Origin of the sequence: Cytobacillus firmus, assembly GCF_023715565.1 — a bacterium.
Classification (GTDB): Bacteria; Bacillota; Bacilli; order Bacillales; family Cytobacillaceae; genus Cytobacillus; species Cytobacillus firmus_C.
This window is the reverse complement of the sequence record NZ_JAMBOJ010000010.1, coordinates 39,425-65,563: the sequence shown is the minus strand read 5'-3', so window position 1 is coordinate 65,563 and position 26,139 is coordinate 39,425. Positions and strand designations below refer to the sequence as shown.

Annotated in this window: 25 protein-coding genes; 20 read left to right on the top strand and 5 right to left on the bottom strand. The window is 39.5% G+C overall.

Features of this window, described 5'->3' with window-relative positions; all coding sequences use genetic code 11:
• The first annotated feature begins 21 nt into the window (after nt 1–21).
• The 12 genes from spoIIP (at nt 22) to deoC (ending at nt 13,838) form a co-directional block, all read left to right on the top strand.
• Entirely contained in the window at nt 22–1,227 is a 1,206-nt protein-coding gene (gene spoIIP / locus M3205_RS05745) for a stage II sporulation protein P (RefSeq protein ID WP_251169032.1), read from the top strand.
• 17 nt (nt 1,228–1,244) lie between these two features.
• Nucleotides 1,245–1,589: a YqxA family protein gene (locus tag M3205_RS05740; protein ID WP_251169031.1), complete on the top strand. Its 345-nt coding sequence runs from the start codon at nt 1,245–1,247 to the stop codon at nt 1,587–1,589.
• Between the two features lie 196 nt (nt 1,590–1,785).
• On the top strand, nt 1,786–3,621 hold the full coding sequence (gene lepA / locus M3205_RS05735; protein ID WP_251169030.1) for a translation elongation factor 4: 1,836 nt from the start codon (nt 1,786–1,788) through the stop codon (nt 3,619–3,621).
• A gap of 121 nt (nt 3,622–3,742) precedes the next feature.
• Nucleotides 3,743–4,876 carry a radical SAM family heme chaperone HemW gene (hemW, locus tag M3205_RS05730; RefSeq protein ID WP_251169029.1) on the top strand — a complete coding sequence of 378 codons (1,134 nt, stop codon included), beginning with the start codon at nt 3,743–3,745 and terminating at the stop codon, nt 4,874–4,876.
• Nucleotides 4,877–4,996: 120 nt separating this feature from the next.
• Entirely contained in the window at nt 4,997–6,028 is a 1,032-nt protein-coding gene (gene hrcA / locus M3205_RS05725) for a heat-inducible transcriptional repressor HrcA (protein WP_251169028.1), read from the top strand.
• A gap of 93 nt (nt 6,029–6,121) precedes the next feature.
• Nucleotides 6,122–6,733, top strand: a complete 612-nt coding sequence (gene grpE, locus M3205_RS05720) for a nucleotide exchange factor GrpE (RefSeq protein ID WP_251169027.1) — start codon at nt 6,122–6,124, stop codon at nt 6,731–6,733.
• Nucleotides 6,734–6,758: 25 nt separating this feature from the next.
• Nucleotides 6,759–8,579, top strand: a complete 1,821-nt coding sequence (dnaK, locus tag M3205_RS05715) for a molecular chaperone DnaK (protein WP_251169026.1) — start codon at nt 6,759–6,761, stop codon at nt 8,577–8,579.
• A gap of 100 nt (nt 8,580–8,679) precedes the next feature.
• On the top strand, nt 8,680–9,801 hold the full coding sequence (gene dnaJ / locus M3205_RS05710) for a molecular chaperone DnaJ (protein WP_251169025.1): 1,122 nt from the start codon (nt 8,680–8,682) through the stop codon (nt 9,799–9,801).
• Nucleotides 9,802–9,821: 20 nt separating this feature from the next.
• A complete protein-coding gene (gene prmA / locus M3205_RS05705) occupies nt 9,822–10,760 on the top strand; it encodes a 50S ribosomal protein L11 methyltransferase (protein WP_251169024.1) in 939 nt (312 codons plus the stop codon).
• 129 nt (nt 10,761–10,889) lie between these two features.
• On the top strand, nt 10,890–11,639 hold the full coding sequence (locus tag M3205_RS05700; RefSeq protein ID WP_251169063.1) for a 16S rRNA (uracil(1498)-N(3))-methyltransferase: 750 nt from the start codon (nt 10,890–10,892) through the stop codon (nt 11,637–11,639).
• 6 nt (nt 11,640–11,645) lie between these two features.
• A complete protein-coding gene (gene mtaB / locus M3205_RS05695) occupies nt 11,646–12,998 on the top strand; it encodes a tRNA (N(6)-L-threonylcarbamoyladenosine(37)-C(2))-methylthiotransferase MtaB (RefSeq protein WP_251169023.1) in 1,353 nt (450 codons plus the stop codon).
• Nucleotides 12,999–13,166: 168 nt separating this feature from the next.
• The gene (deoC, locus tag M3205_RS05690; RefSeq protein WP_251169022.1) at nt 13,167–13,838 is read left to right on the top strand and encodes a deoxyribose-phosphate aldolase; all 672 of its coding nucleotides are present in this window, start codon (nt 13,167–13,169) and stop codon (nt 13,836–13,838) included.
• 26 nt (nt 13,839–13,864) lie between these two features.
• On the opposite strand, the gene M3205_RS05685 is transcribed toward deoC, so the two are convergent.
• Complete coding sequence (locus M3205_RS05685; protein WP_251169021.1) at nt 13,865–14,791, bottom strand: Na/Pi symporter; 927 nt, start codon at nt 14,789–14,791, stop codon at nt 13,865–13,867.
• Between the two features lie 232 nt (nt 14,792–15,023).
• Here M3205_RS05685 and rpsU point away from each other — a divergent pair, with 232 nt between their 5' ends.
• From rpsU to M3205_RS05655, 6 genes are all read left to right on the top strand, one after another.
• A complete protein-coding gene (gene rpsU / locus M3205_RS05680) occupies nt 15,024–15,197 on the top strand; it encodes a 30S ribosomal protein S21 (protein ID WP_009333009.1) in 174 nt (57 codons plus the stop codon).
• Between the two features lie 15 nt (nt 15,198–15,212).
• A complete protein-coding gene (locus M3205_RS05675) occupies nt 15,213–15,656 on the top strand; it encodes a GatB/YqeY domain-containing protein (RefSeq protein WP_095245646.1) in 444 nt (147 codons plus the stop codon).
• A gap of 203 nt (nt 15,657–15,859) precedes the next feature.
• Nucleotides 15,860–17,191, top strand: coding sequence for an NfeD family protein (locus M3205_RS05670; protein WP_396105209.1), 1,332 nt, complete (start codon nt 15,860–15,862; stop codon nt 17,189–17,191).
• A gap of 21 nt (nt 17,192–17,212) precedes the next feature.
• The gene (floA, locus tag M3205_RS05665) at nt 17,213–18,211 is read left to right on the top strand and encodes a flotillin-like protein FloA (protein WP_048010291.1); all 999 of its coding nucleotides are present in this window, start codon (nt 17,213–17,215) and stop codon (nt 18,209–18,211) included.
• A gap of 34 nt (nt 18,212–18,245) precedes the next feature.
• Nucleotides 18,246–18,719 (top strand): cell envelope integrity TolA family protein, encoded by a 474-nt coding sequence (locus M3205_RS05660; protein WP_251169020.1) that lies wholly within the window; start codon nt 18,246–18,248, stop codon nt 18,717–18,719.
• A gap of 244 nt (nt 18,720–18,963) precedes the next feature.
• Nucleotides 18,964–20,268, top strand: coding sequence for a hypothetical protein (locus M3205_RS05655; protein ID WP_251169019.1), 1,305 nt, complete (start codon nt 18,964–18,966; stop codon nt 20,266–20,268).
• A 183-nt stretch (nt 20,269–20,451) separates the two neighbouring features.
• Here M3205_RS05655 and M3205_RS05650 read toward each other — a convergent pair whose 3' ends face one another.
• Entirely contained in the window at nt 20,452–21,054 is a 603-nt protein-coding gene (locus M3205_RS05650) for a recombinase family protein (protein ID WP_251169018.1), read from the bottom strand.
• A 609-nt stretch (nt 21,055–21,663) separates the two neighbouring features.
• Between M3205_RS05650 and M3205_RS05645 the strand changes: the two genes are divergently transcribed.
• Nucleotides 21,664–22,110 carry a hypothetical protein gene (locus tag M3205_RS05645; protein WP_251169017.1) on the top strand — a complete coding sequence of 149 codons (447 nt, stop codon included), beginning with the start codon at nt 21,664–21,666 and terminating at the stop codon, nt 22,108–22,110.
• Nucleotides 22,111–22,932, top strand: a complete 822-nt coding sequence (locus M3205_RS05640) for a hypothetical protein (protein WP_251169016.1) — start codon at nt 22,111–22,113, stop codon at nt 22,930–22,932. It abuts the gene before it with no gap.
• Between the two features lie 61 nt (nt 22,933–22,993).
• Here the strand turns inward: M3205_RS05640 and M3205_RS05635 are convergent, their stop codons facing one another.
• The 3 genes from M3205_RS05635 to M3205_RS05625 form a co-directional block, all read right to left on the bottom strand.
• Entirely contained in the window at nt 22,994–23,935 is a 942-nt protein-coding gene (locus tag M3205_RS05635) for a hypothetical protein (RefSeq protein ID WP_251169015.1), read from the bottom strand.
• A 24-nt stretch (nt 23,936–23,959) separates the two neighbouring features.
• Nucleotides 23,960–24,820, bottom strand: a complete 861-nt coding sequence (locus M3205_RS05630) for a hypothetical protein (RefSeq protein ID WP_251169014.1) — start codon at nt 24,818–24,820, stop codon at nt 23,960–23,962.
• Between the two features lie 239 nt (nt 24,821–25,059).
• Nucleotides 25,060–26,073, bottom strand: a complete 1,014-nt coding sequence (locus tag M3205_RS05625; RefSeq protein ID WP_251169013.1) for a hypothetical protein — start codon at nt 26,071–26,073, stop codon at nt 25,060–25,062.
• Between the last annotated feature and the right edge of the window lie 66 nt (nt 26,074–26,139).

Genomic DNA, 26,139 nt, shown 5'->3' with positions numbered 1-26,139 from the left:
CTAGCAAGGAGAGGTGGAACAATGAAACCTTTTAAAACGAACGGACTTGTAGTAACTATTCAAGGGACAAGCCTGCTGAAGGCTATTGGCGGGTTTCTGCTTTTTCTATTTATGATATTTTCCATTAGCGGAGCATTAACTTCCTTAAAGCCTGAATATCGAATCAGTTCTTCTTCAGTAAATTCTGCTGCGAATAGCCTGACGGGAGAAATGCTTTATCATTTTCTTGGATGGGAAAATCACTCATTTCTCCATGGGGTTTCTGAAAGCAGTTCTCCCCCGGGCTTTGCGAATTTAATTTTTAAGTTATCCACGAATGTCAATTTGGATGATCCGAGAAGTCTTCTGGGAAGGGAGCTTCCTTTTTTCTCAATTTATGACAGTAAAATCCTGGTTGCAGGTGAAGGTACAGATTATACAAACATGCCAGTAGAATCTTCTCCACCTTTAGAAGTACTTATGGCCGAACAGGAGGCAACCCTGCAAAACACAGAAGGGCTTGAGACTTCTGGGGATGAAAAGCAGTCAAACACCCCGCCGGTCTCAACAGGTGATAAAAAACCTGTCTATCTATACTTTTCGCATAATACTGAATCCTATCTTCCGTATCTGAAGGGTGTCACCAACCCTGATGCTGCCTACCATTCAAAAATTAATATTACTAAAATCGGTGACAAGCTTAAGGAAGAGTTGGAGAGCAAAGGGATAGGCACATATGTGGATAAAACGGATATTCAAGGAAATTTAAACAAAAAGGGCCTAACATATGGACGCTCCTATCAGGAATCCAGAGAGGTAGTCCAGGCAGCAATCACTTCCAATCGGGATCTGGCTTATTTAATCGATATTCACCGTGATTCAAAAAGAAAAAAAGATACTACGAAAGAAATTAACGGAGAGTCATATGCCAAGCTGGCTTTTATCATTGGAGGAAATAATCCGAATTATGAAAAGAACTTAAAATTTGCTAAAGAACTGCATGATAGACTGAGTGTCAAGTACAAAGGATTAAGCAGGGGTATAATGAAAAAAGAAGGCGCAGGGACAAATGGCAACTTCAATCAGGATTTATCAGGCAATGCCATACTCATTGAGTTTGGGGGAGTCGATAATACATTTGAGGAGTTAAACCGTTCGGCCGAAGCACTCGCGGAAGTATTCAGTGAATATTATTGGCAGGCGGAGGAAGTGAATTCACCGGCTGGCAATGAATCAGAAAAGAACTAGTAATAGGATGATGCAGAATGAAAATGTTTATGCTTAAAGCTCTTTTTTTGACAGCGCTTATGTTTGTCTCAGTGCTATTCGGAATGCAGCAGGCAAATGAAGGAATTCACAGAATGAAGGGATTCTATGACGGGGATTTCAAAAGTGCCCTGACCATAAAAGAAACCAACGAAGGCGAAGTTCATGCTTCTGTCCTGGGGAATGATGTGTCAAGCCATGATATTCAGAAGAAAAGGGAAAAACTTGAAGAAATGAAAGCGTATAATTTCTTTTCTTCATTAGGAAAAAGCATATCCGAAGGCGTATCAGAGCTGACAGAAAAATCGCTCGCAATCATCACAGACTTAATAACAGGGAAATAGGCTGCTCAGGTGGGCAGCTTTATTTTTTTGGAAAATTAGCGGCTTAAAGCTTAGCATTGAATCTTCACAAACCTACTGATATAATCAAAAATAGTGTATAAACTAAAAGGACTATTTTAAAATTGATCACACTTAGCTCCAGGCGCCTGTTTAAGGCGCTTGCGCTTTTCTATAGTAGGAGTTGAAATAATAAACAATGAACAGAGAAGAGAGACTAAAAAGGCAAGAGAAGATAAGGAATTTTTCTATCATCGCCCATATTGATCATGGTAAGTCGACTTTGGCCGACAGAATTCTTGAAAAAACCAATGCGCTGACTTCACGTGAAATGAAGGACCAGCTCCTTGATTCCATGGATCTTGAAAGGGAGCGCGGCATTACGATCAAGCTGAATTCAGTTCAGTTAAATTATAAAGCGAAAGATGGAGAAACATATACTTTCCACCTAATAGATACGCCGGGACACGTCGATTTTACATATGAAGTATCCCGAAGCCTTGCAGCATGTGAGGGAGCCATTCTGGTTGTGGATGCAGCTCAGGGTATTGAAGCGCAAACTCTTGCCAATGTTTATCTGGCCCTGGATAACGATCTTGAGATCCTTCCAATTATTAATAAGATCGACTTGCCAAGTGCGGATCCGGAAAGGGTTCGAAATGAGATCGAAGAAGTTATCGGCCTGGATGCATCTGAAGCAGTATTAACTTCAGCAAAGGCTGGAATTGGAATAGAAGAAATTCTTGAACAGGTCGTTGAAAAAGTACCTGCTCCAGTAGGGGATCCGGATGCCCCGTTAAAGGCTCTTATATTTGATTCCCTTTATGATGCCTACCGGGGTGTAGTAGCCTATATCCGTGTGGTTGAGGGTACGGTAAAAGTAGGGGATAAAATTAAAATGATGGCAACCGGCAAAGAGTTTGAAGTCACAGAGGTGGGTGTGTTTACGCCAAAATCAACGCCACTGCCTGAATTATCAGTTGGAGACGTAGGATTTTTGACTGCTGCCATCAAAAATGTCGGGGATACACGTGTGGGTGATACTATTACAAGCGCGAAAAACGGTGCAGCAGAAGCTCTTCCTGGATACAGAAAGATGAACCCGATGGTTTATTGCGGACTTTATCCAATTGATAGCGCCAAGTTCAATGATCTTCGTGAAGCGCTTGAAAAGCTGGAGCTGAATGATTCCGCCCTTCAATTTGAACCGGAAACTTCACAGGCACTCGGATTTGGATTCCGCTGCGGTTTCCTTGGATTGCTTCACATGGAAATTATCCAGGAGCGCATTGAGCGCGAATTCAAAATTGATCTGATTACAACAGCACCTAGTGTTATCTATGATGTTATCATGACTGACGGCACTGAGGTTAAAGTGGATAACCCATCCAATATGCCTGACCCTCAGAAGATTGACCGTGTTGAAGAACCTTATGTAAAAGCTACAATGATGGCCCCGAATGATTATGTGGGTGCCATTATGGAACTTTGCCAGCTAAAACGCGGTATCTTTATTGATATGCAATACATGGATGAAACCAGAGTTAACATTATCTATGAATTACCTTTATCGGAAATTGTTTATGATTTCTTTGATCAGCTGAAATCCAATACAAAAGGATATGCCTCTTTTGATTATGAATTAATTGGTTACAAGCCATCGAAACTTGTTAAGATGGATATTCTGTTAAATGCAGAAAAGGTAGACGCATTGAGCTTCATCGTTCATAGGGATTTTGCTTATGAAAGAGGAAAAGTTATCGTTGAGAAGTTGAAAGAGCTAATTCCCCGTCAGCAGTTTGAGGTTCCAATTCAAGCTGCGGTTGGCCAGAAAATTGTAGCCCGCTCAACCATTAAAGCCATTCGCAAAAATGTATTGGCTAAATGTTACGGAGGAGACATTTCCCGTAAGCGCAAATTATTGGAGAAGCAGAAAGAAGGTAAAAAGCGGATGAAGCAGGTTGGTTCTGTTGAAGTTCCGCAGGAAGCTTTCATGGCCGTTTTGAAGATGGACGATAATACCCCTAAAAAGTAAAATATTTGATTTGTTTTAAGAGGTTAGATATGCTGTCATAATAATAACAGCACTAGCCTCTTTTTATTTAGGAAACTGTTGTATTATGAATGATGATTGAATGATGAAAGTAGTGAAATGAATGATTAAAGCAGCTTATATACACATCCCCTTTTGTGAACATATCTGCCATTACTGTGATTTTAATAAAGTGTATTTGAAGAACCAGCCGGTTGGAGAATACCTTGACTCTCTTGATAAAGAGATAGATCTTACTTTGAAAGAAACACAGGCAGCGCGCCTGAACTCCATCTTTGTCGGAGGCGGCACACCCACTGCGCTGAACGGGAAACAGCTTGAACAGCTTTGCAGTACAATTAAACGTCAGCTGCCCTATGACTCTTTCACAGAATATACATTTGAAGCTAATCCGGGAGATCTCTCTAAGGAAAAACTTCAAATATTGCATGATGCCGGGGTCAACAGGCTCAGCTTTGGTGTTCAGACGTTCAATGATGAACTCTTAAAAAGAATTGGAAGGTCACACCGGGCAAAAGATGTTTTTCAGTCAATTGAAGCTGCAAAACAAGTAGGTTTCGATAACATTAGCATCGATCTGATATACAGTCTTCCCGGTCAAACACTTCAGGACTTTAAAGATACACTTGAAACATCATTTACATTGGATATTGATCATTATTCAGGCTATTCTTTGATCATTGAGCCAAAGACGGTATTCTATAATCTGATGAGAAGAGGGAAACTTCCGACACCCGGAGAAGATGTGGAAGCTGAAATGTATGACTTATTGATAGAGCAAATGGACAAACATGGATTTGCCCAATATGAAATCAGCAATTTTGCCAAGCCTGGCTATGAGAGCAAGCATAATATCACTTATTGGGACAATGAATGGTACTTCGGCTTTGGGGCAGGTGCACATGGCTATGTTAATGGGCTTCGCCGTTCAAACCATGGACCTCTGAAAAAATATATGGAGCCAATTGAAAAGGGCCAGCTTCCGATCCTTGAAGAACATAGGGTGCCTCTGGAAGAACAGATGGAAGAGGAAATGTTTCTTGGACTGAGAAAAACTGAAGGTGTCTCAATTAGTCGTTTTAAAGAGAAATTTGGCAAAAACCCGCTGGAACATTTTGAAGTACAGATAAAACAGCACACCGATAAAAAATTAATTATTGCCGGGGAAGAGCATATTAAATTAACAAGACGAGGACGATTTCTTGGAAATGAAGTATTTCAGTCCTTTATAGGGTAATCTGACTGAGGATTGCTTCAGGAAAAAAGAAGCCAAATTATTGACACTGCACGTATGATTTGATAATTTATTATTAGAATTAGCACTCGGGGACAAAGAGTGCTAACAGAGGTGATAATTGTGTTAACAGATCGTCAATTATTAATTTTTCAAGTAATTGTTGATGATTTTATTCATACTGCACAGCCTGTAGGGTCGAGAACTCTGTCGAAAAAAGAAGAAATTTTTTTTAGTTCCGCAACGATCAGAAATGAGATGGCTGATTTAGAGGAACTTGGGTTTATTGAGAAAACACACACCTCATCGGGGAGGATTCCATCTGAAAAGGGCTACCGCTACTACGTGGATCACCTTTTATCCCCGCAAAAATTAAATCAGCATGATATCCACAAAGTGCAATCGATCTTTGCTGAAAGAATTTATGAGCTGGAGAAAATTGTTCAAAAATCGGCAAAAATACTATCTGAGCTGACTAATTATACATCCATAGTCCTTGGGCCAGCAGTAAGGGATAATAAACTGAAGAGGATTCAGATTGTTCCTTTGAATAAAGAAACAGCGATAGCGATTATTATCACAGATACAGGTCATGTGGAAAACAGAATGTTCCACTTGCCGGAAAACATTGATGCAGGTGATTTGGAAAAGGTAGTGAATATCCTAAATGACCGTCTTGCCGGTGCGCCATTGGAAAGTCTGAACAATAAGTTATATAAAGAGGTTGCCGTGCTTTTAAGGCATCATATCAATAATTATGATCTAATGCTGAATTCAATTGCCGATACTATAAAGATACCAGCCTATGATAAGCTTTTCTTTGGCGGTAAAACAAATATGCTCAGCCAGCCGGAATTTCATGATATTGAAAAGGTCAAAAACCTCATGAATATGATTGAGCAGGAAAAAGGCATATATGATTTACTCAGTAAAAACAAGTCAGGGATCAATATTAAAATCGGCAGGGAAAATAATAATTCAGCAATGGAAAACTGCAGTCTGATAACAGCAAGCTATTCAATTGGCACCGAAAAGCTCGGCACAATTGCCATTCTGGGGCCAACCAGAATGGAGTATTCAAGAGTCATCAGCTTATTGAACTATATCAGTGCAGACTTATCATCTGTTTTATCCAAGTTGTATCAAAATAGATGATGGTGGAGATATTGATTAAGGGTGGAAAAACCTTTCCACTCCTTTCCTTATGTTATTTTATAATAATCCAGCTATTCTTTAAGGGAGGTGAACATGTTGGCAGAAGAGAAAGAGACATTGAGCCATGAATTAAATGATCAAACCAACGTACCTGAAGGAACTGAAAATGAGGCTCCTATTGAAGAGGTATTTGCAGAGTCTGATGAAGCAGAAGGAGATCCTGATCAGGGAACTGATTCAGACCTTACAGCAGCAAATGCAAAAATAGCTGAATTGGAAGGTAAACTGGAAGAGGCTGAAAATCGGATCTACCGTCTTCAGGCTGATTTTGAAAATTCACGGCGCCGTGCAAGGCTGGACCTTGAAGCGTCTGAAAAATATAGAGCACAAAGCTTAATCTCTGATTTGCTGCCTGCGCTTGACAATTTTGAAAGAGCACTTCAAATGGAAGCTGAAAATGAACAGGCTAAATCTATTCTTCAAGGAATGGAAATGGTTTATCGAAGCTTGGTGGAGGCTATTAAAAAAGAAGGTGCAGAACAGATTGAGGCAGTTGGGAAAGAATTTGACCCTCATATGCACCAGGCTGTTATGCAGGTAGAAGACGAGAATTTTGATTCCAATACAGTGGTCGAGGAGTTCCAAAAAGGCTACAAGCTAAAGGATCGGGTCATTCGTCCATCAATGGTTAAAGTAAATCAATAACTACATATTTGGGGAGGTAAAGAACATGAGCAAAATTATCGGAATCGATTTAGGTACAACAAACTCATGTGTCGCTGTACTTGAAGGCGGCGAACCAAAAGTAATTCCAAATCCGGAAGGCAACCGTACAACACCATCAGTTGTAGCGTTTAAGAACGGTGAGCGTCAGGTTGGTGAGGTGGCAAAGCGCCAGTCTATTACAAACCCTAACACTATCATGTCCGTTAAACGCCATATGGGTACAGATCATAAAACAGAGGTTGAAGGAAAGGAATATTCTCCACAAGAAGTTTCTGCTATTATTCTTCAGTATTTGAAATCTTATGCAGAAGACTACCTTGGCGAGAAGGTTACTAAAGCGGTAATCACAGTTCCAGCATATTTCAACGATGCTGAGCGTCAGGCTACAAAGGATGCAGGCCGAATTGCCGGCTTGGAAGTTGAACGAATCATTAATGAACCGACTGCCGCAGCTTTGGCATATGGACTGGATAAGATGGATGAAGACCAAACAATTCTTGTTTATGACCTTGGCGGCGGTACTTTTGACGTCTCTATCCTTGAACTTGGCGATGGTGTATTTGAAGTAAAATCCACTGCCGGGGATAACCGTCTTGGTGGAGATGATTTTGACCAGGTAATTATTGATTACCTCGTTGATCAATTCAAAAAAGAGAACGGCATTGATCTTTCTAAAGATAAAATGGCTCTGCAGCGTTTAAAAGATGCTGCTGAAAAAGCGAAAAAGGATCTTTCCGGTGTAACTTCAACACAAATTTCACTTCCGTTCATTACTGCCGGCGAAGCTGGACCTTTACACTTGGAAGTAACACTTTCAAGAGCTAAATTTGAAGAGCTGTCAGCAGATCTTGTTGAACGTACAATGGGACCTACACGCCAGGCATTGAAAGATGCTGGTTTGACACCTTCAGAAATCGATAAAGTTATCCTTGTCGGGGGGTCAACACGAATTCCGGCTGTACAGGAAGCAATCAAAAAAGAAACAGGAAAAGAACCGCACAGAGGAGTTAACCCTGATGAGGTTGTAGCTATGGGTGCAGCTATTCAGGGCGGTGTCATCACTGGTGATGTTAAGGATGTTGTCCTTCTGGACGTAACACCTTTGTCTCTTGGAATTGAAACAATGGGCGGAGTGTTCACTAAACTGATTGAACGCAATACAACTATTCCAACATCAAAATCCCAGGTGTTCTCAACTGCTGCTGATAATCAATCTGCGGTTGATATCCATGTCCTTCAAGGGGAACGCCCGATGGCAGCGGATAACAAAACACTTGGCCGTTTCCAGCTAGGGGATATTCCTCCAGCTCCGCGCGGTGTGCCTCAGATCGAAGTGTCTTTTGATATCGATAAAAATGGTATTGTAAACGTACGCGCTAAAGACCTTGGCACAAACAAAGAGCAAGCCATCACAATCAAATCATCAACAGGATTATCTGATGAGGAAATTGAAAAAATGGTAAGAGAAGCTGAAGAAAATGCTGAAGCTGATAAGAAGCGTAAAGAAGAAGTTGAACTCCGCAATGAAGCGGACCAGCTGGTATTCACTACTGAAAAGACTCTAAAAGATCTTGAAGGCAAAGTGGATGAAGCAGAAGTGAACAAAGCAAATGAAGCTAAAGATGCACTAAAATCTGCAATTGAGAAGAACGATCTGGATGAAATCCGTACTAAGAAAGATGCATTACAGGAAGTTGTCCAGGCGTTAACAATGAAGCTTTATGAGCAGGCTCAGGCTGCTCAGGGCGCAGAAGGTGCTGAAAGCGAAAGTAATGACGATAACGTTGTAGATGCTGAATTCGAAGAAGTTAAAGACGATAAATAATATCTGAATCTTTTAAGTCAAAGTCAGGTCTTTCTTGGCTTTGGCTTTTATTTTTGATACAATAATCTTTATGTGAAATGAATCGGGGAGAGTGGTAATCATGAGTAAAAGGGATTACTATGAGGTTCTCGGAATCAGCAAGGGTGCATCCAAGGATGAAATTAAGAAGGCTTATCGAAAGCTTTCAAAAAAATATCATCCTGATATCAACAAAGAGCCTGATGCAGACGAGAAGTTCAAGGAAGTTAAAGAAGCATATGAAGTCCTAAGCGACGACCAGAAAAAATCGCATTACGATCAATTTGGCCATACGGACCCTAATCAAGGCTTTGGAGGAGCAGGGTTTGAAGGTTTCGGCGGATTCGAAGACATCTTCAGCACCTTCTTCGGAGGAGGCGGATCACGCCGGCGAGATCCAAATGCCCCAAGACAGGGTGCAGACTTGCAGTACACTATGTCCTTAAATTTTGAGGAAGCAGTATTCGGTAAAGAGACCGATATTGAAATTCCGCGAGAAGAGACATGTGAGACCTGTAGCGGTTCAGGTGCGAAGCCGGGAACTAAGCCGGAAACATGCCGTCATTGTCATGGATCAGGTCAGTTGAATGTTGAACAAAATACGCCATTTGGCAAGATCGTAAATAGAAGAGTTTGCCACTACTGTAATGGTACCGGCAAAGAAATTAAAGATAAGTGCACAACCTGCCGTGGAGCAGGTAAAGTGCAAAAACGCAGAAAGATACACGTGAAAATTCCTGCAGGCATTGATGATGGCCAGCAGCTTCGCGTAGCAGGCCAGGGGGAACCAGGCTTTAACGGTGGACCTCCAGGCGACCTTTATGTTGTATTCCATGTGCGGTCTCATGAGTTCTTTGAGCGTGATGGCGATGATGTTTATTGTGAAATGCCTATAACATTTGTGCAGGCTGCCCTAGGCGATGAAATTGAAGTGCCGACACTTCATGGGAAAGTAAAACTTAAAGTCCCTTCGGGCACTCAGACAGGAACCAAATTCCGTCTGAAAGGAAAAGGTGTACCAAATGTAAGAGGATATGGAACAGGAGATCAGCACATTATTGTCCGGATCATTACACCGACAAAACTGACCGAAAAACAGAAGCAGCTTTTAAGCGAGTTTGCTGAAGTTAGCGGAACAGTCCCGCAGGGAGAACAGGAAGAAAGTTTTTTTTCTAAAGTAAAACGAGCCTTTAAAGGTGAATAAAGGAATGGGAGTTGGTAGTAGTGAAATGGTCAGAAATCAGTATTCATACTGCAAATGAAGCTGTTGAACCGATTTCGAATATTTTGCATGAAGCCGGAGCAAGCGGAGTTGTAATAGAGGATCCTTTAGAACTTGTAAAAGAAAGAAAGGATCAATTCGGTGAAATCTACCAGCTCAATCCGCAGGACTATCCTGAAGAAGGCGTTATTGTAAAAGCATATTTGCCAGTAAACAGTTTCCTTGGGGAAACTGTTGATGAAATTAAAGAAGCAATTAATAACCTCATTTTATTTAACATCGATATTGGCGCAAATAAAGTCAGCATTAGTGAGGTAAATGAAGAAGAATGGGCTACTGCCTGGAAAAAATACTATAATCCCGTAAAAATTTCAGAACGCTTCACGATTGTCCCAACCTGGGAGGATTATACACCTGTCAGCAGTGATGAACTTATCATAGAGCTTGATCCGGGCATGGCCTTTGGAACTGGAACGCACCCTACAACGGTTATGTGTATCCAGGCTCTTGAAAGAACAGTAAAACAGGGTGATAATGTTGTAGATGTAGGAACAGGTTCGGGTGTCTTAAGCATTGCTGCAGCTATGCTGGGTGCCGGGAAGGTAAAAGCACTTGATCTTGATGAAGTCGCAGTAAATTCAGCTAAATTAAATATTAAGCTGAATAAAGTGCAGGATATAGTGAATGTATCACAAGGGAATCTGCTCGATGGTGTCAGCCAGGGAGCAGATGTGGTCGTTGCCAACATCCTTGCAGAAGTAATTCTTCGCTTTACAGATGATGTTGCCTCAGTCGTAAGGAAAGGCGGATACTTCATCGCTTCAGGCATTATCCAGCAGAAGAAGCAGGAAGTAAGAGATGCTATTTCCGCTGCAGGGTTTGAAATAGAAGAGACCATACAAATGGAAGATTGGGTTGCCATTGTCGCAAGGAGAAAATAATTAGAAAATCCCCGGTTCCTCGGGATGAGAGGGGCCGGTGTTGGATATACCGTAAAAAGGGGGTAATAAGTTTACCCTCCTTTTTACAGTTGAAAGGATTTTGAACAGGTAAGGAAGAGGGTGCCGATTGTGCAGCGGTATTTCACAGGAAATGCAGTTAAAGAAAATTACTTTCATATTACAGGAGAAGACCGTCATCATATAGTGAAGGTAATGCGCATGAAAGAAGGCGGCAAAATTATCTGTGTAGATCCATCTCAAAAAAGTGCACTTTGCACAATTGCAGAAATTACCGATGAATATGTGGCTGCAGAAGTTGTACAATGGATTGAAGGATCTTCAGAACTGCCTGCAGACATTACTATTGTGAGCGGACTGCCTAAAGGGGATAAGCTGGAGTGGATCATTCAAAAGGGGACTGAGCTGGGAGCGCGCCGTTTTATCCCTTTTACTTCAGCTCGTTCAGTAGTAAAATGGGATGCGAAGAAATCAATGAAAAAAGCAGAGCGATGGCAGAAGATTGCTAAAGAAGCTGCTGAACAGTCACATAGAAGCATAGTGCCTGAAGTTCTTGCACCGCTTGATTTAAAGTCATTGCTGAAAATATCAGCTGAATATTCATATAAATTGATTGCCTTTGAAGAAGAAGCGAAGCAGGGAGAGGACACTGTGCTTTATAAAACACTTTCTTCCATGAACAAAGGAGAATCACTTTTAGTTGTATTCGGACCAGAAGGCGGTCTTGCAAATAATGAAGTTTCATTGCTGCTCGAAGCAGGTTTTCTTGCCTGCGGTTTGGGACCGCGTATTTTAAGGACAGAGACAGCGCCTCTCTTTTTGCTGTCAGCTGTTTCCTATCATTTTGAATTAATGGGGTGAATATAGATGCCTGCAGTTGCATTTCATACACTTGGCTGCAAAGTCAATCATTACGAAACAGAAGCTATTTGGCAGCTGTTCAAAGAAGCTGGCTATGAACGGACAGACTTCGAATCCGTTTCAGATGTTTATGTGATTAATACATGTACGGTTACAAATACGGGTGATAAGAAAAGCCGTCAGGTAATCAGAAGGGCAATTAGAAAAAACCCTGATGCCGTTATCTGTGTAACAGGCTGTTATGCACAAACCTCACCTGCCGAAATTATGGCAATCCCTGGAGTTGATATCGTTGTAGGGACTCAGGATCGGGTGAAAATGCTTGAATATATCGAGCAATATAAACTAGAACGGCAGCCAATCAATGGGGTCGGAAACATCATGAAAAACCGTGTCTACGAAGAGCTCGATGTGCCGGCATTTACAGACCGGACACGTGCATCTCTTAAGATTCAGGAAGGCTGCAATAACTTCTGCACATTTTGTATTATTCCCTGGGCGCGCGGCTTAATGAGATCAAGAGACCCGAAAGAAGTAATCCGGCAGGCTCAGCAGCTTGTTGATGCCGGCTATAAAGAAATCGTTCTGACTGGAATCCATACAGGCGGATATGGCGAAGACATGAAGGATTACAACCTGGCTATGCTTCTTACGGATTTGGAAGCTCAGGTGAAAGGTCTTAAGCGTTTAAGAATCTCCTCAATTGAAGCCAGCCAAATTACCGATGAAGTTATTGAAGTTATGGATAAGTCCAAGGTCGTGGTAAGACACTTGCATATTCCTCTTCAGTCAGGCTCAAATACGGTTCTAAAAAGAATGCGCCGCAAGTATACTATGGAATTCTTTGCAGAGCGTCTTGAGCGCTTGAAGGAAGCTCTTCCAGGCTTGGCTGTTACATCTGATGTTATCGTAGGCTTTCCGGGGGAAACAGAAGAAGAATTTATGGAAACCTACAACTTTATTAAAAAGCATAAATTCTCTGAGCTTCATGTATTCCCGTATTCAAAGCGTACAGGAACGCCTGCGGCAAGAATGGACGAACAGATCGATGAAGAAGTCAAAAACGAGCGTGTTCATCGCCTGATTGCCCTGTCAGATCAGCTTGCAAAAGAATATGCAGCTCAGTACGAAGGTGAAGTTCTCGAAGTGATTCCGGAGGAAAGCTTTAAGGAAAGCAGTGACAGCAATTTATTTATCGGATACACAGACAATTATTTAAAAATCGTCTTCCCGGCAACAGAAGAAATGGTCGGCCAGATTGTAAAAGTAAAAATTACAAAAGCGGGCTACCCATACAATGAAGGACAATTTGTAAGAGTCCTGGATGAATTGAACGAAAGAGAAGAGGCGGCAGTCTAAAGGAATTACCTTAGGGTAGTTCCTTTTTTTTGATAAATTTATTAATATCTTTGGGGAAAACTACTTTCGAAAACGATTACAAAAAATATAAATAGTACTCGATATTTTATTATCTAAGTGATATTATGTAAGAGGTACGTACAACTGTTTTTAAAAGGAGTAGTTAAAATGACAAATAACGTAGCAAAAATGATCGATCATACATTACTTAAAGCCGATGCAACAAAAGACCAAATAGAAAAAATCTGTGCGGAAGCTAAAGAATACAATTTTGCGTCTGTTTGTGTTAACCCGACATGGGTTAAACTTTCAAGCGACCTCCTTAAGGGAACCGAAGTGAAGGTCTGCACCGTAATCGGATTCCCGCTGGGAGCTTCAACACCTGAAACAAAAGCATTTGAAACAAAGAATGCCATTGAAAACGGTGCAACAGAAGTAGATATGGTAATTAACATTGGCGCGTTAAAAGGCGGAGACAATGAACTGGTTGAACGGGACATCCGTGCGGTTGTTGATGCTGCAAAAGGAAAAGCATTAACCAAGGTAATTATCGAAACTTGCCTTTTGACTGACGAAGAAAAAGTTAAAGCATGTGAGCTTTCTGTAAAAGCGGGTGCTGACTTTGTAAAAACATCTACAGGATTCTCAACAGGCGGCGCAACTGCTGAAGATATTGCCTTAATGAGAAAAACTGTCGGACCTGATCTTGGAGTAAAAGCTTCCGGCGGAGTAAGAAGCGCAGAAGATGCACAGAAGATGATTGAAGCAGGTGCAACGAGAATCGGAGCAAGCTCCGGCGCTGCTATTGTTAACGGATTAACAAGCGATTCGGATTACTAAGAAAATGCCGGGATTCCCGGCATTTTTTACTTTTTATCGGCGTGCAATCTAATGACAAACCTGCCAAACTGATTTGCAAATGGGAGGACAAGCAGTGAAGATATGACATTAAATAAAACACTGATATGCGCAAGCTGTACATCCGGGGAACTGGCTGTACTCTCACCTGCGACAGCAAGGGCATGAATAAAAGGATAAAAGGCCGCCACGCCTATACAGTTCAGCCAAATATGGGCATAGGCAGTCAGTTTTGCTTCTTTTCCTGAACCGATGGATGCTAAATATGCGTCTACGCATGTACCTATATTAGATCCAAGCATTATGGCAATGCCCGTATCCAAATCCATTGCGCCAGCAGTTAAAAACCCCATTATAATGCCAGTTGTTGCTGTGCTTGATTGGATGATAGCCGTAAGGACAATTCCGGCAGCTACAGCGAATAAATAATTCCCATCCAAAGTAAGCAGCCAGTGGTTGACCATATCATTATCTTTAACAGAACCAGCAAGATACTCAAACCCGCGCATTGCTGCAAAAACCGCTGATAACCCAAGAACTGCCAGACCGGTGCTTCGTAGGCTCTTATTCTTCATTACAGCAAGGATGCTCCCGGCAGCAGCAAGCGGAACAATATATGACTCAATATTAAAAGTAATTAACTCTGTCGTAAATGTTGTACCTATGTTGGTTCCTAATATGATGCCAATCGTCTGGGGAAAAGTCAGCATTCGTGCAGAAACCATTCCAATTGTTATGATCATTACCGCTGAACTGCTCTGCAGGACAGCTGTCACGATTGTGCCTATAACAGTGCCTTTCCAAGGTGAATTAGTCACAACTGCCAGCCAATTCTTTAATGAATCGGCAGATAAATTAAATAGTCCCGATCTTAAGAGTGTCATACCATAAATAAATAACCCAATGAGCAGAAAAAATAATAAAAGCTGGACCAAGCATTCACCCCCTACATTTAATACTATGGGACACCCTGCCGGGACATGCTTATGTGCAAAAAATTGTTTAGCTTGTCAAGAATGGGGTACTAAATAAGCACAATCTATAAAAATCAATCCAGCAGGCTAATTACTGTTGACCTTGATAAGCTGTTATATTATAATTGCAAGGTACATGGAATAAACCATGTTGTTGATGTAAGTGTGTTGTGCTCGGAGGGAGGGAAAGAGAATGTCTAAAACCGTCGTTCGTAAAAACGAATCGCTTGAAGATGCTCTTCGTCGCTTCAAACGTTCAGTATCAAAAACTGGTACTTTGCAGGAAGCAAGAAAGCGCGAATTCTACGAAAAACCTAGTATTAAACGTAAGAAAAAGTCTGAGGCTGCTAGAAAGCGTAAGTGGTAAGAGAGGGTGTATGTAATGAGTCTTCTCGAGCGTTTAAATGAAGATATGAAACAAGCGATGAGGAATAAAGAAAAAGAAAAGCTTACTGTTATTCGTATGATCAAAGCTTCACTTCAAAACGAAGCAATCAAGCTTGGTGAAGATCTTAACGAAGAACAGGAGCTAACTGTCCTTTCTCGCGAAGTTAAACAACGCAAGGATTCCCTCCATGAATTTGAAAAAGCAGGTCGTGAAGATCTTGTTGAAAAAATTCGTACTGAACTTCAGTATGTCGAATTATATATGCCAAAACAGCTCTCTGAAGATGAAGTTTCAAAAATTGTTGCAGAAACAGTTGCAGAAACAGGTGCTTCTTCAAAAGCTGATATGGGAAAAGTGATGGCTGCTATCATGCCTAAGGTAAAAGGCAAAGCAGATGGATCACTAATAAATAAACTTGTACAACAACACCTTTCATAAAACTATGCATTAAAAGACCGAAAGCTAATGGCTGACGGTCTTTTTTACTTTTGTAACAGGAAAAGACTGGTGAAGTGAATTACTCTTGTTTCTAGGTTATAATAAAGCTGTAGCAGATTTCTGGATAAATAAAAATGAAACTTTTTAATGATTCATTCGTAAATACATATAGAAGTCATTTTGCGGTTAGAGGGGGGAAAGTTTTGAATGCCAGAAGAGCGATAACCGCCTTTTCATTATTTTTTACTCTGCTGCTGCTTTTAAGCCCTTTTCAAGGAAACGCCGATAATGAAAAAGTACTGATTGTACCTATTGAAGAAACGGTGGAAAAAGGACTTTACGCATTTTTAAGCAGAGCGGTTAAAACAGCTGAAGAAGAAAATGCATCAGCTATAATATTTGAAATAAATACACCCGGAGGGGCAGTGGATGCAGCCGGACAAATTGGAAGGCTATTAACCTCAACAAATGTAAAAACAATATCTTTTGTCAACAAGCAGGCTTTATCTGCAGGTGCCTATATCGCTTTGAATACGGATGAAATATACATGGTGCCGGGTTCGACAATGGGATCAGCTGCAATTATTGACCAGCAGGGAAATACCGCTGGGAAAAAAGCGGAATCATACTGGTTTGCGGCAATGCAGAGTGCAGCCTCACAAACGGACAGAGATCCTGTTTATGCTCTTGCCATGGCAGATGAATCGGTGGACCTGCCAGAATTGGGATCACCAAAAGGAAAGCTGCTTACCCTAACAGCAGCACAGGCTGAGCAGGTTGGCTATTCGGACGGTACAGTAGACTCAAGGTCGGATTTACTGAAAGTGCTCGGATATGATGAAGCTATTATCCAGACCATCGATGAAAGCTTTGCGGAGAAGGCAGCCCGTTTTATTACCCATCCTGTAGTCATACCAATTCTATTATCTATTGGAAGTCTTGGGCTGGTTCTGGAACTGTATTCACCGGGTTTTGGCATTCCTGGGTTAATGGGAATATCGTCTCTGCTTCTGTTCTTTTATGGTCATATGGTGGCCGGGCTGGCAGGATATGAGACTTTAATCTTGTTTGTAATCGGAATTGGCTTAATAATTGCCGAGTTCTTCCTGCCTGGAGGCATTGCCGGAATAGCTGGTGTTGCAGCAATACTTGGGAGCCTATTCCTGGCTTCTGACAACGTGGCCCATATGGGAATGTCTATTTTAATTGCTATAGGAGTTTCAATATTGGCATCTATATTAATGATAAAGGTGTTTGGGAAAAAGATGAAATTCTTTAAAAAAATTATTTTACACGACAGCACAAATACTGAAAAAGGCTATATTTCAAATAAGAGCAGACTTGAACTGATTGGCCTTGAGGGTTATGCACTTACAGCTTTAAGGCCTTCGGGCACAGTAGTCATAGAAGATGAAAGAATAGACGTTGTAAGTGAGGGAGCCTTTATTCATAAAGGGGCAAAAGTAAAAGTAGTTAAAGCAGAAGGATCGCGTATCGTTGTTAGAGAAATATCTAATCTTGTTTTAGATAAATAAAAAACATCAGGAGGTAAAATTATGTTAGAAGCAGGAACAGCAGCAATATTGGTTGCCGTTGTACTCGGTGTCATATTGCTGGGGATATTATTCACCTTTGTACCGGTCATGCTGTGGATATCAGCATTGGCAGCAGGAGTCAGAGTCAGTATCTTTACATTAATTGGAATGAGGCTTCGCCGGGTTATTCCAAGCCGTGTTATTAACCCGCTAATTAAGGCACACAAAGCAGGGTTGAATGTTTCGACAAATCAGCTGGAAAGCCATTACTTAGCCGGAGGTAATGTTGACAGGGTTGTGAATGCATTGATTGCAGCCCATCGTGCAAATATCGATTTAAGTTTTGAAAGAAGTGCCGCTATTGACTTGGCAGGCCGAGATGTTTTGGAAGCAGTACAGATGAGCGTTAATCCTAAAGTAATTGAAACTCCTTTTATTGCAGGGGTGGCGATGGATGGAATTGAGGTAAAAGCAAAAGCAAGGATTACTGTAAGGGCCAATATTGACCGCCTTGTTGGGGGAGCTGGAGAGGAAACTATCGTGGCGCGTGTCGGGGAAGGAATCGTATCTACAATCGGATCATCAGATAACCATAAAAAGGTTTTGGAAAATCCGGATATGATTTCTCAGACTGTTCTTTCAAAAGGCTTGGATGCAGGCACTGCTTTTGAAATTCTCTCGATTGATATAGCAGATGTAGATATCGGCAAAAATATTGGTGCAGAACTTCAGACTGAACAGGCTGAAGCAGACAAGAAGATTGCCCAGGCTAAAGCTGAAGAAAGACGTGCTATGGCCGTAGCTCAGGAGCAGGAAATGAAAGCACGGGTTGAAGAAATGAGAGCGAAAGTTGTGGAAGCAGAAGCGCAGGTGCCGCTTGCCATGTCAGAAGCACTCCGATCTGGAAATATTGGGGTAATGGACTATATGAATATCCAAAACATCTCGGCTGATACCGAAATGAGGGATTCAATCGGCAATATGAGTGATGACGGCAAAAATGGCCGTAAAAATGACTAAATGATCCCTGATCGGGAGAAGGGAGGAAACTCTCTTGGAATTTTTATTTGAGAATCCTTTTATTCTCATTGCTGTTATTGCTTTCATTTCCTCCTTGTTCAAAAAAAAGAAGGAGGAAAGGCCTGTGAAACAGGCTCCCCGAGTACAGCAAGAGAATCGGACAGAGGCGGAACGAACTTCTGCAGATCCTGCATTAGCCGAAGTGCTGGAAGAGGAAAAAAGGAAGCTGGCAGAGAAATCCAGAAGAATAGAACAAGAATACAGACAGCGTAAACAGCAGGCAGAACAAAGCATGAAGGCTCTCCAGAGTCAGCAGAGAGCTGCTGAAAGAAAAGCAAGCGCGATATCGAGAACAGCAGCTAATACAAAAGCTTACCCGGTGGAAGCCTCAGGAGCCGGTAAGTATGAACCGCAAAAACAGTCGCTTGTTGACGGGATTATCTGGTCCGAGATTCTTGGACCTCCAAGATCTAAAAATCCTCACAGGTCCCTCAATAGAAAGCGGTAAAAAATAAGTGCTAGAACCTTCGTTCATTTCATAAATTTGAATTTTTTTATGGGTGGTTGTGGGAATCACTTTAAATCAATATTTAAAAGGTTGGGGAAATTTTACCCTCAACCTTTTTACATTTTATACTTAAGCTTAACATTCTGAACGTTTAAGCATTCTTATTAATTTTAGAAAAATGTGACAGTGGAGGGTTTTTAAAAGTACACTTAAGATAGATGAAAGTGAAAGGTGGAGGAATTGGGTGATATTAGATATTGGCATTACAAATGAGAAAGAGTCTAATGAGTTTTTACGAAGTCTTTGGTCTCAGATGGCAAAGGAATTTGGGAAATGTGCTTGGCAGTACATGCCCCACAAAAACAAACAAACTAAAACAATAACGTTCGGTTTTATGGACATAGGTGTTTCAGTTTTAATGGCTGGAATTACATACAAGAATAATGGATCGATTATTAAGTTGTTCTTTGGATACAGTGGTACAAAATACGAATATAGAGGGGAACAAGAGGAGGAGTTAACAAGGGAATCCGAACTAGGACAGAGGTTAGTAAGAGTTGTGAAAAGGGCAAGAAGAGGCGTCAGGAAATATGATGATTACTATGCGATTCCCACAATAAAATCTTTATTTCCACTATCTAGTTATGAAGGGGATAATTTCAAAACGCAACTTGTTGCAGATGATATAACAAAAATTTATTTCCCTGTCTCTGCATATGATGAGAATCAAGTAGAAGGTAAAATTACTCAGAAGACAAACCAAGTGATGGATTTCTTATCAGTAGAAACTAATGTACCCTTTTGGATAACCTCAAGCCCTGATATCGAAGGTCAAGAAACGAAAGTATTGGCTGCTGAAGTATATCAAGAGCCAGACTTTATAGATGGTTTTTCTGTTAAGGATGGTTATTTAACAATTTCTGAGGAGGCTAAAGATTTTTTAGACTATATAATTACAAATGACGGAGAAGATGAAGATGTACAAATATATCTAAATGCCTGTTCGCATTTCCATACTGCAAGAAAGTATGATGCACAGATATATGACCATCAAGGCTATATAGACCACCCATTAGATGATGGTTTAGGTGTAGAGATTGAAATGTATACCAAAAATGAGGACTTAAAGACAGCACTTATGACAGGTGAATCTCAGACCGAAATAGCAACAACACTTTACATGTCAGCATTAGAGGTTGTTACATTAATTGGTTTTCAGAGTGAGAAGTGTAATGAGTGTAAACAGGACAAATATGGTATTGCCAGCAGAGTAAGGAATATAGTGAATAAATACTTAAATTCATATATAGCAGGACAGCTTAATGGATACTATGACAAGAGGTCAAAGTATCTGCATAGAGGTTACCTGTTAACTAATGACGAGCCAACAAGTAGTTCAATACCGTTACTTGATGTTGATGGGGAAAATGGGTGTAAATTTCCCATACAAGTATCTCTAATAAACCTTAGGGAGTACACTAGTTATGTTTTGAGGGCATTTTATAAAGAGTATTTCCTTAGCCAAGAAAAAGCTGTGGAAGATTTATAGATTATCTTACAGAAGCCCAATCATTTAGAAAGAATTTACTTACAACCTGAATTAGGATGACTTGAATAATTGAATGGTGTGTGGATGAACCGACTCTCGGCTTATCCTGTCCATGAGTCTAATGAATAAGTGGAAATACCCCCCTATATCCTCAACATAGAGAAAAGACCCTTAAAGGGTCTTTTAAATTCCTTCATATTCCTTAACCTTACGATAGAAGGTAGCTTTAGTCATATTTGATTTTTTCATTGCTTCAACTGCAGTGATATTTCCTTCTTTCCATTGTTTATAAGCTTGTTCAAATTCGGATGTAATAGATGTTTTAGGTCTACCTAGGTGTTTACCCTCTGCCTTAGCTAAAGCTATACCTTCAGCTTGACGAGTCTTAATCTTAGTTCTTTCTTCTTCTGCAACCCATGATAAAACCTGTAATACCAAGTCAGCTACAAAAGAGCCGATCGAGTCATTATATTTCCGTGTGTCTAACAATGGCATATCAATTACAACAATATGTGCTTTTATGTTGTGTGTAATATCTTTCCACTCGTTTAGAATCATATCTTTGTTACGTCCAAGTCTATCTAATGAATGTATATATAATGTATCTCCTTTACGTAATCGCATTTTCAAAGCTTGATATTGAGGTCTATTGAAGTCTTTACCGCTTTGCTTATCAATATGAATATCACGCTCATCGATTCCAAGAGCATACATGCTATCTAGTTGCCTTGCTTCATTTTGGTCTTTACTGCTCACTCTTACATATCCAAATTCTTTGTTGTCCATGATTAATTCCACCTTGTTAATTGATACTCTAATCATAATGAGTGCGTTTCAAAAGGTCAATGATAATTTTGATACGTTTCAAAATTTAGTTTATCACCATTTGAGGCTATCCAAAGCCTTATTCGAGCATTTAGGCATATGCGTTGCAAAAAGTGTACCTTTTGAAACGTGTGTAATTATCAACAACACCATGACAAAGACTATTTCTTCCATATCACAAAAGAATACAACTCATATTTTCAATCGATTTTGTTATCGAAAAATATCAGTAAATCCATGATTAATTCATTAATTTACCAGAGCAAATCTTAACTTTTATTTGTATCGTGTCGAGGATTTTCTGATGGCTGGTTTGTAGATGGGTGTGCTTCCTTCTTTTCATACAGCTTTCTTCCAACTTTTAAGGCTCTATAAACACTAGAATGAAGACATGTGGAGCATCTAAGAACATGCGTGCCTTTAATGGAGTGTATTTACTTATGTAGTGTACAGGTTAAAACAGAACAGCGGTAAAATGTAATCGCCAGTTCACGACATAAACGTTCCACCAACAGATGACTTGTATTATAATTAAGTTGTGCGAAAAAGGTAAAATATGGGGGAGTGAATATGCGAAAGAACTTTGTTGTTTCAAAGCAAAGTGATATTGAGGGATTTAGTTCTTTTAAATGCTCTTTATGCAGTGAAGAATTCAAACTGAAAACCAGTGAAGTTCAAGATGACGATGTTCTTGAGATGTTTTGTCCTAATTGTGGGATTCCTAGTCCAATTTCTTCCTACTACACCGATGATATTTTAGAACATGCAAAGACACTTGTTATGAATGAAGCAATGGATATGTTGAATGACATGTTTAAAGGCTTAGAGAAGTCAACAAGGAGGAACAAGAACGTAACCTTTAAAAGAGGTAAGTCATTACCAAGTAAACAACCAAGGTCATTGTACGAAAATGACGACTTGGAGCAAATTGAGTTTGTATGTTGTGACAGAAAGGCAAAACTCTCATTATTGTCTAAGACAATAAAACCGTTTTGTCCATATTGTGGGGTGAATTAATTGGAAAAAATCATCGATGTAAAAGAATTCAAATTAATATCTAGGCAATTCAGAAGGGTGGCGGGGGATTTACTCAATGCTCAAGATACATATGAAGCAATGAGGTTAGCGATAAGATTTGTTTCGTACATTGATAATGAACCAATTCTATCTGATTTTATAAGTAAAAACAATGTTCTAGAGTTTGATATGAAGGAAATCATTCAAACAAAGGAATATAATGGTAAATTTGACATTCCAATCAAAGTCAATGAAGAAATAGCCTTCATCTATCAGCTTTTAAAATATGTTACGGACAATTTCGACAGATATGATACCATTTCACGTGCTTATGCTTTCTATAGCGGTGCAAAGATTGCTGACAGTATCCGAGAATTTAACAGGGAAGTAGTAAAGTTATTAGTGAATCACATAACAGATTATTTAGAAGAGAAGGCGATCGAATTGGGTATTGATGAAAAACCAAATGCCAAAGTATTGGTACAAGGCAACGTTGGACAACTTAACTTTAGTGAAACAGGCAATATCCAAGCTAACCAAACGAACAATCAGAATGGTGATGAAGAATTAATACATCTTGCTAAAGAACTCATTACTCTCTTGAGAGAGGCAAATATTGAAAATACTGCTGATAAAGAAGATGCAATTGATTTTGTTGAAGAAGCAACTAATGCTATTGAATCTGGTAACCAGCCAAAACCATCTGTTATCCGTAGAGCAACTGAGTCTTTAAACAGATTAAGAACAGTGGTGGACGATGGTACTTTTCTAGCTTCTCAAATGGATAAAGTTGTCCAAGCATTGAGTCACATACAATTCTAATATTGGACAAGACGAAGGTATAAAAGCTTGAGGTAGTTACGTCCTCAAGCTTCTATTATACCTATACGACATAACCAAACGCCTTCAACTGTTTATATCTATTTACGGCAATAATACCTTTCCAATACCTTCTTGCAATTTCAAATTCTTCTGGATAACTCCCCCAACTCCATGAGATATCCCAAATTCCTTCGTCAGACATTTGTTTAATATACATATTGAGATTCTCTTCTATCAACGAACCGAAAGTTTCACAAAGGGGATGATAAGGATTATCGATAAAATCTAAAGGTAGTGGTTTATAGCCTTCGGACCAAGTTGAAATATCCTTATCTACACATTTCTCTGCAAGCATCAGTATTTGCTCAGAAACGCTTTTCAACGGATATTGAATTTTATTATCAAAAATAGACTCATGTGGTTTTATGATTTTAATTAATTGTTGATAGTTGTTTATTTCATGCTTATCCATTTCACTCTTATTCATTATGTGATTTACCGCTTTTGCGATAGTATTCCATCCAATTTCCGCAGCATTACTTTGCTCAGTAGACCAATGAACAAGAAACGCAGCTAGTTCAACACTTGGGTTAAACATCCAATTTTCTTGAACCCCCTCATGCCAATGCCACCAAGGTGCGTGTGGAAATTCATTATTCTCAGGTAGTACAGAATCCCACATTCCAGTTTCAATATCAATCGTATTTACTAAATAAGAAATCATCGACCTAATCATTGGTTCGTTTTTATCTGCACCAATTTCCATCAAAATTTGCCCAGCTGCCCATGTAGCCATCGGAGATGAGTGGGGCAACCAAAAATCTGGCTCAATTCCATGTCCAAAGCCACCATCCTCATTTTGATAAGTTATTAGGTGTCTTAAGACATTTTCCTTACTGCCATTTTCAAACAAAAATTCAAACCGAGAACGTTCTAATTCTCGAGCTTTTGAATTAATGAATTCTTTTGCACTTTCAAACTGTCTTTTCGGAAATTTACTCACTTAGTAAAACCTCTTTTCTCCTAATTACAAATCAATCATTTGGTGATTTTTCAGTGCCTTTAATACATCCATTGTGCAAATACTTTTCCAAACTTTCGCTCCTTCTTCATCTACATTCCAATTTAAAATGAAATACCCATCCGTTGATTGTGTATTGATTTCATTTTCTAAACTTCGGATAATAAACTCTTTAATTGGCAAAAACATTGGACTTTGAGGTGAGTAAGCAAAGTAAAATGGTTTAGCACAATAAGTAGTTGCCCATCTGCTGGAGTCTGACTCAATGATTTCCATTATATCCTTTTTTAATTGTTCTAGAATCATCGACTTAAATGGTTCGTCTGTTCTAATTGCCAAACGGAGTAGACTAAGTGCTTCTAAAAAGTAAAATTGTCTTGGTTCTCCAGATGTGTCAATGGTACTCATAGAGGCTATTGCATTTTCGGTAACGTTCCTTAGAAAATCTTCTGGAACTAATTCCTGATACTCATATAAAAAACCTAATAATTCAGCACATGGATTATCAAACCAACCCTTACTTTGTTGGTTAGGTCTCGCATGCCAACATTTGAGTTCATGGTCATATGAGTCAATTATGTATTTAATACCTTCTTGTACTATATTGTCGTTTACTGAAGCACCAACTTCACTAAGATATTGAAATGCCATGCAGGTATCCATCACATTTGTGAAAGTGCTATTCCCTTCTCCCATGTTTCTAAATCCACCATCAAGACCTTGATATGCTTGAAGTTTAGAAATGAATTTTTGAGGGTTACCATTTTCGAAATGAAAACGAAACAATTCCTGTTCAATGTCTCTACCGTTAATCATTAAGTACCTTCGTGCCTTTTGAAAATTTTCAGTAGTTAATGTTTTAACCATAGCCCACATCCTTATACTTTGATATAAACTATTACGACAACTAAAAGTCATTTCCTGCTAATAACTTTAGTTTATGATTAAATCGCTTTAAGAAAAGAAGAAGGTAAGCCACGGATCGTGGCTTACCTTCTTGTGAGAACAATCATCATTTTTCAAATACATTATCTAAAACAGCGGAAGAACAAAGGGGATATTTACTCTTATAAAAATCACAGTTTTATAAAGAATGGTGGATCAGCCTAATCGTTGTTCTCAAAAATGATGGTTTTACTTGTATCCAGTTTAAATTTTTCCTTTAATTCCTTATTCGCCTTTTTGTATTCTAAGTTATACTTTTCCTTAACTTCAGATATACTCCTATCAAACTCTCGACTCAGAATAGCCTTTTTGTTCTGTTTCTCTTTGTTAAATCCGTATTCCCAAGGTTGCAGTTGAGAATAATTGATTTGAACATACCTGAGAATTCTTTCCTTAGTTGTATAGCCATGACGGTTAATATCTTTAAGGATAAATTTCTCGATCTGAGTTTGAACATATTGGCTATACTCTGATATATAGCGTTCATCATGGAAAATTGAATCAGCAAACTCTTGTCCAAATACCTTGATTAGGAAAAACTTACTGAAGCCGTTTGCACGGAAATTATTATCTAAAAGAACCTTGGCTCTTCGATTTGATTCCGTAAGTAACTCCTTATTGTAAATAGAGATAGTATAAAAATTTATGGGTGATAATTTTTTATAGTCTATACCCATCTTTTGGGCTAATGCTTTAGTTTCTCTAATTGCTCTACGTTCTGTCGTACGATTATTAGTTTTTACCTTGTTTAATAAGCCCAATGTACAAAAGATTGAAATGTTTCGATTCCATGTATTGTAACTGCTAAAGTATTTACGTGCCAAGTATCTAGATGATGCAAAGAAATAGTAGTTCCCTTCTTGTCGTGCTACAGGACTAACTATTTTCTCTCTTGAATACTCAATTAATGTTGTTAAGAAGTGTACTCTACGTTTAATTAATCTATGGAGAAAAGGGTACTTTTTCTCTAATTGTACCTCGTTGTTTAACTGTTCTAAATTCCATTCTATTTTCACAAAATGTGGGGTTGTTTCTTTGAAAGTAATGTTGTATTTCTCCTTAAATTCCTTGACCGAGGAAAAATACATATAGTTTATTCCATCATCTTTTCCTTGAATGGTTCTCTTATCTATAGGTATGAACTGCTTATATACCTCTCTGTCGTTACTACTCAATTTATCACCTTCAACTTTATGTTTTTACTGTGAGTTTATTATGCTTGTAACTATGTGGAACAATAA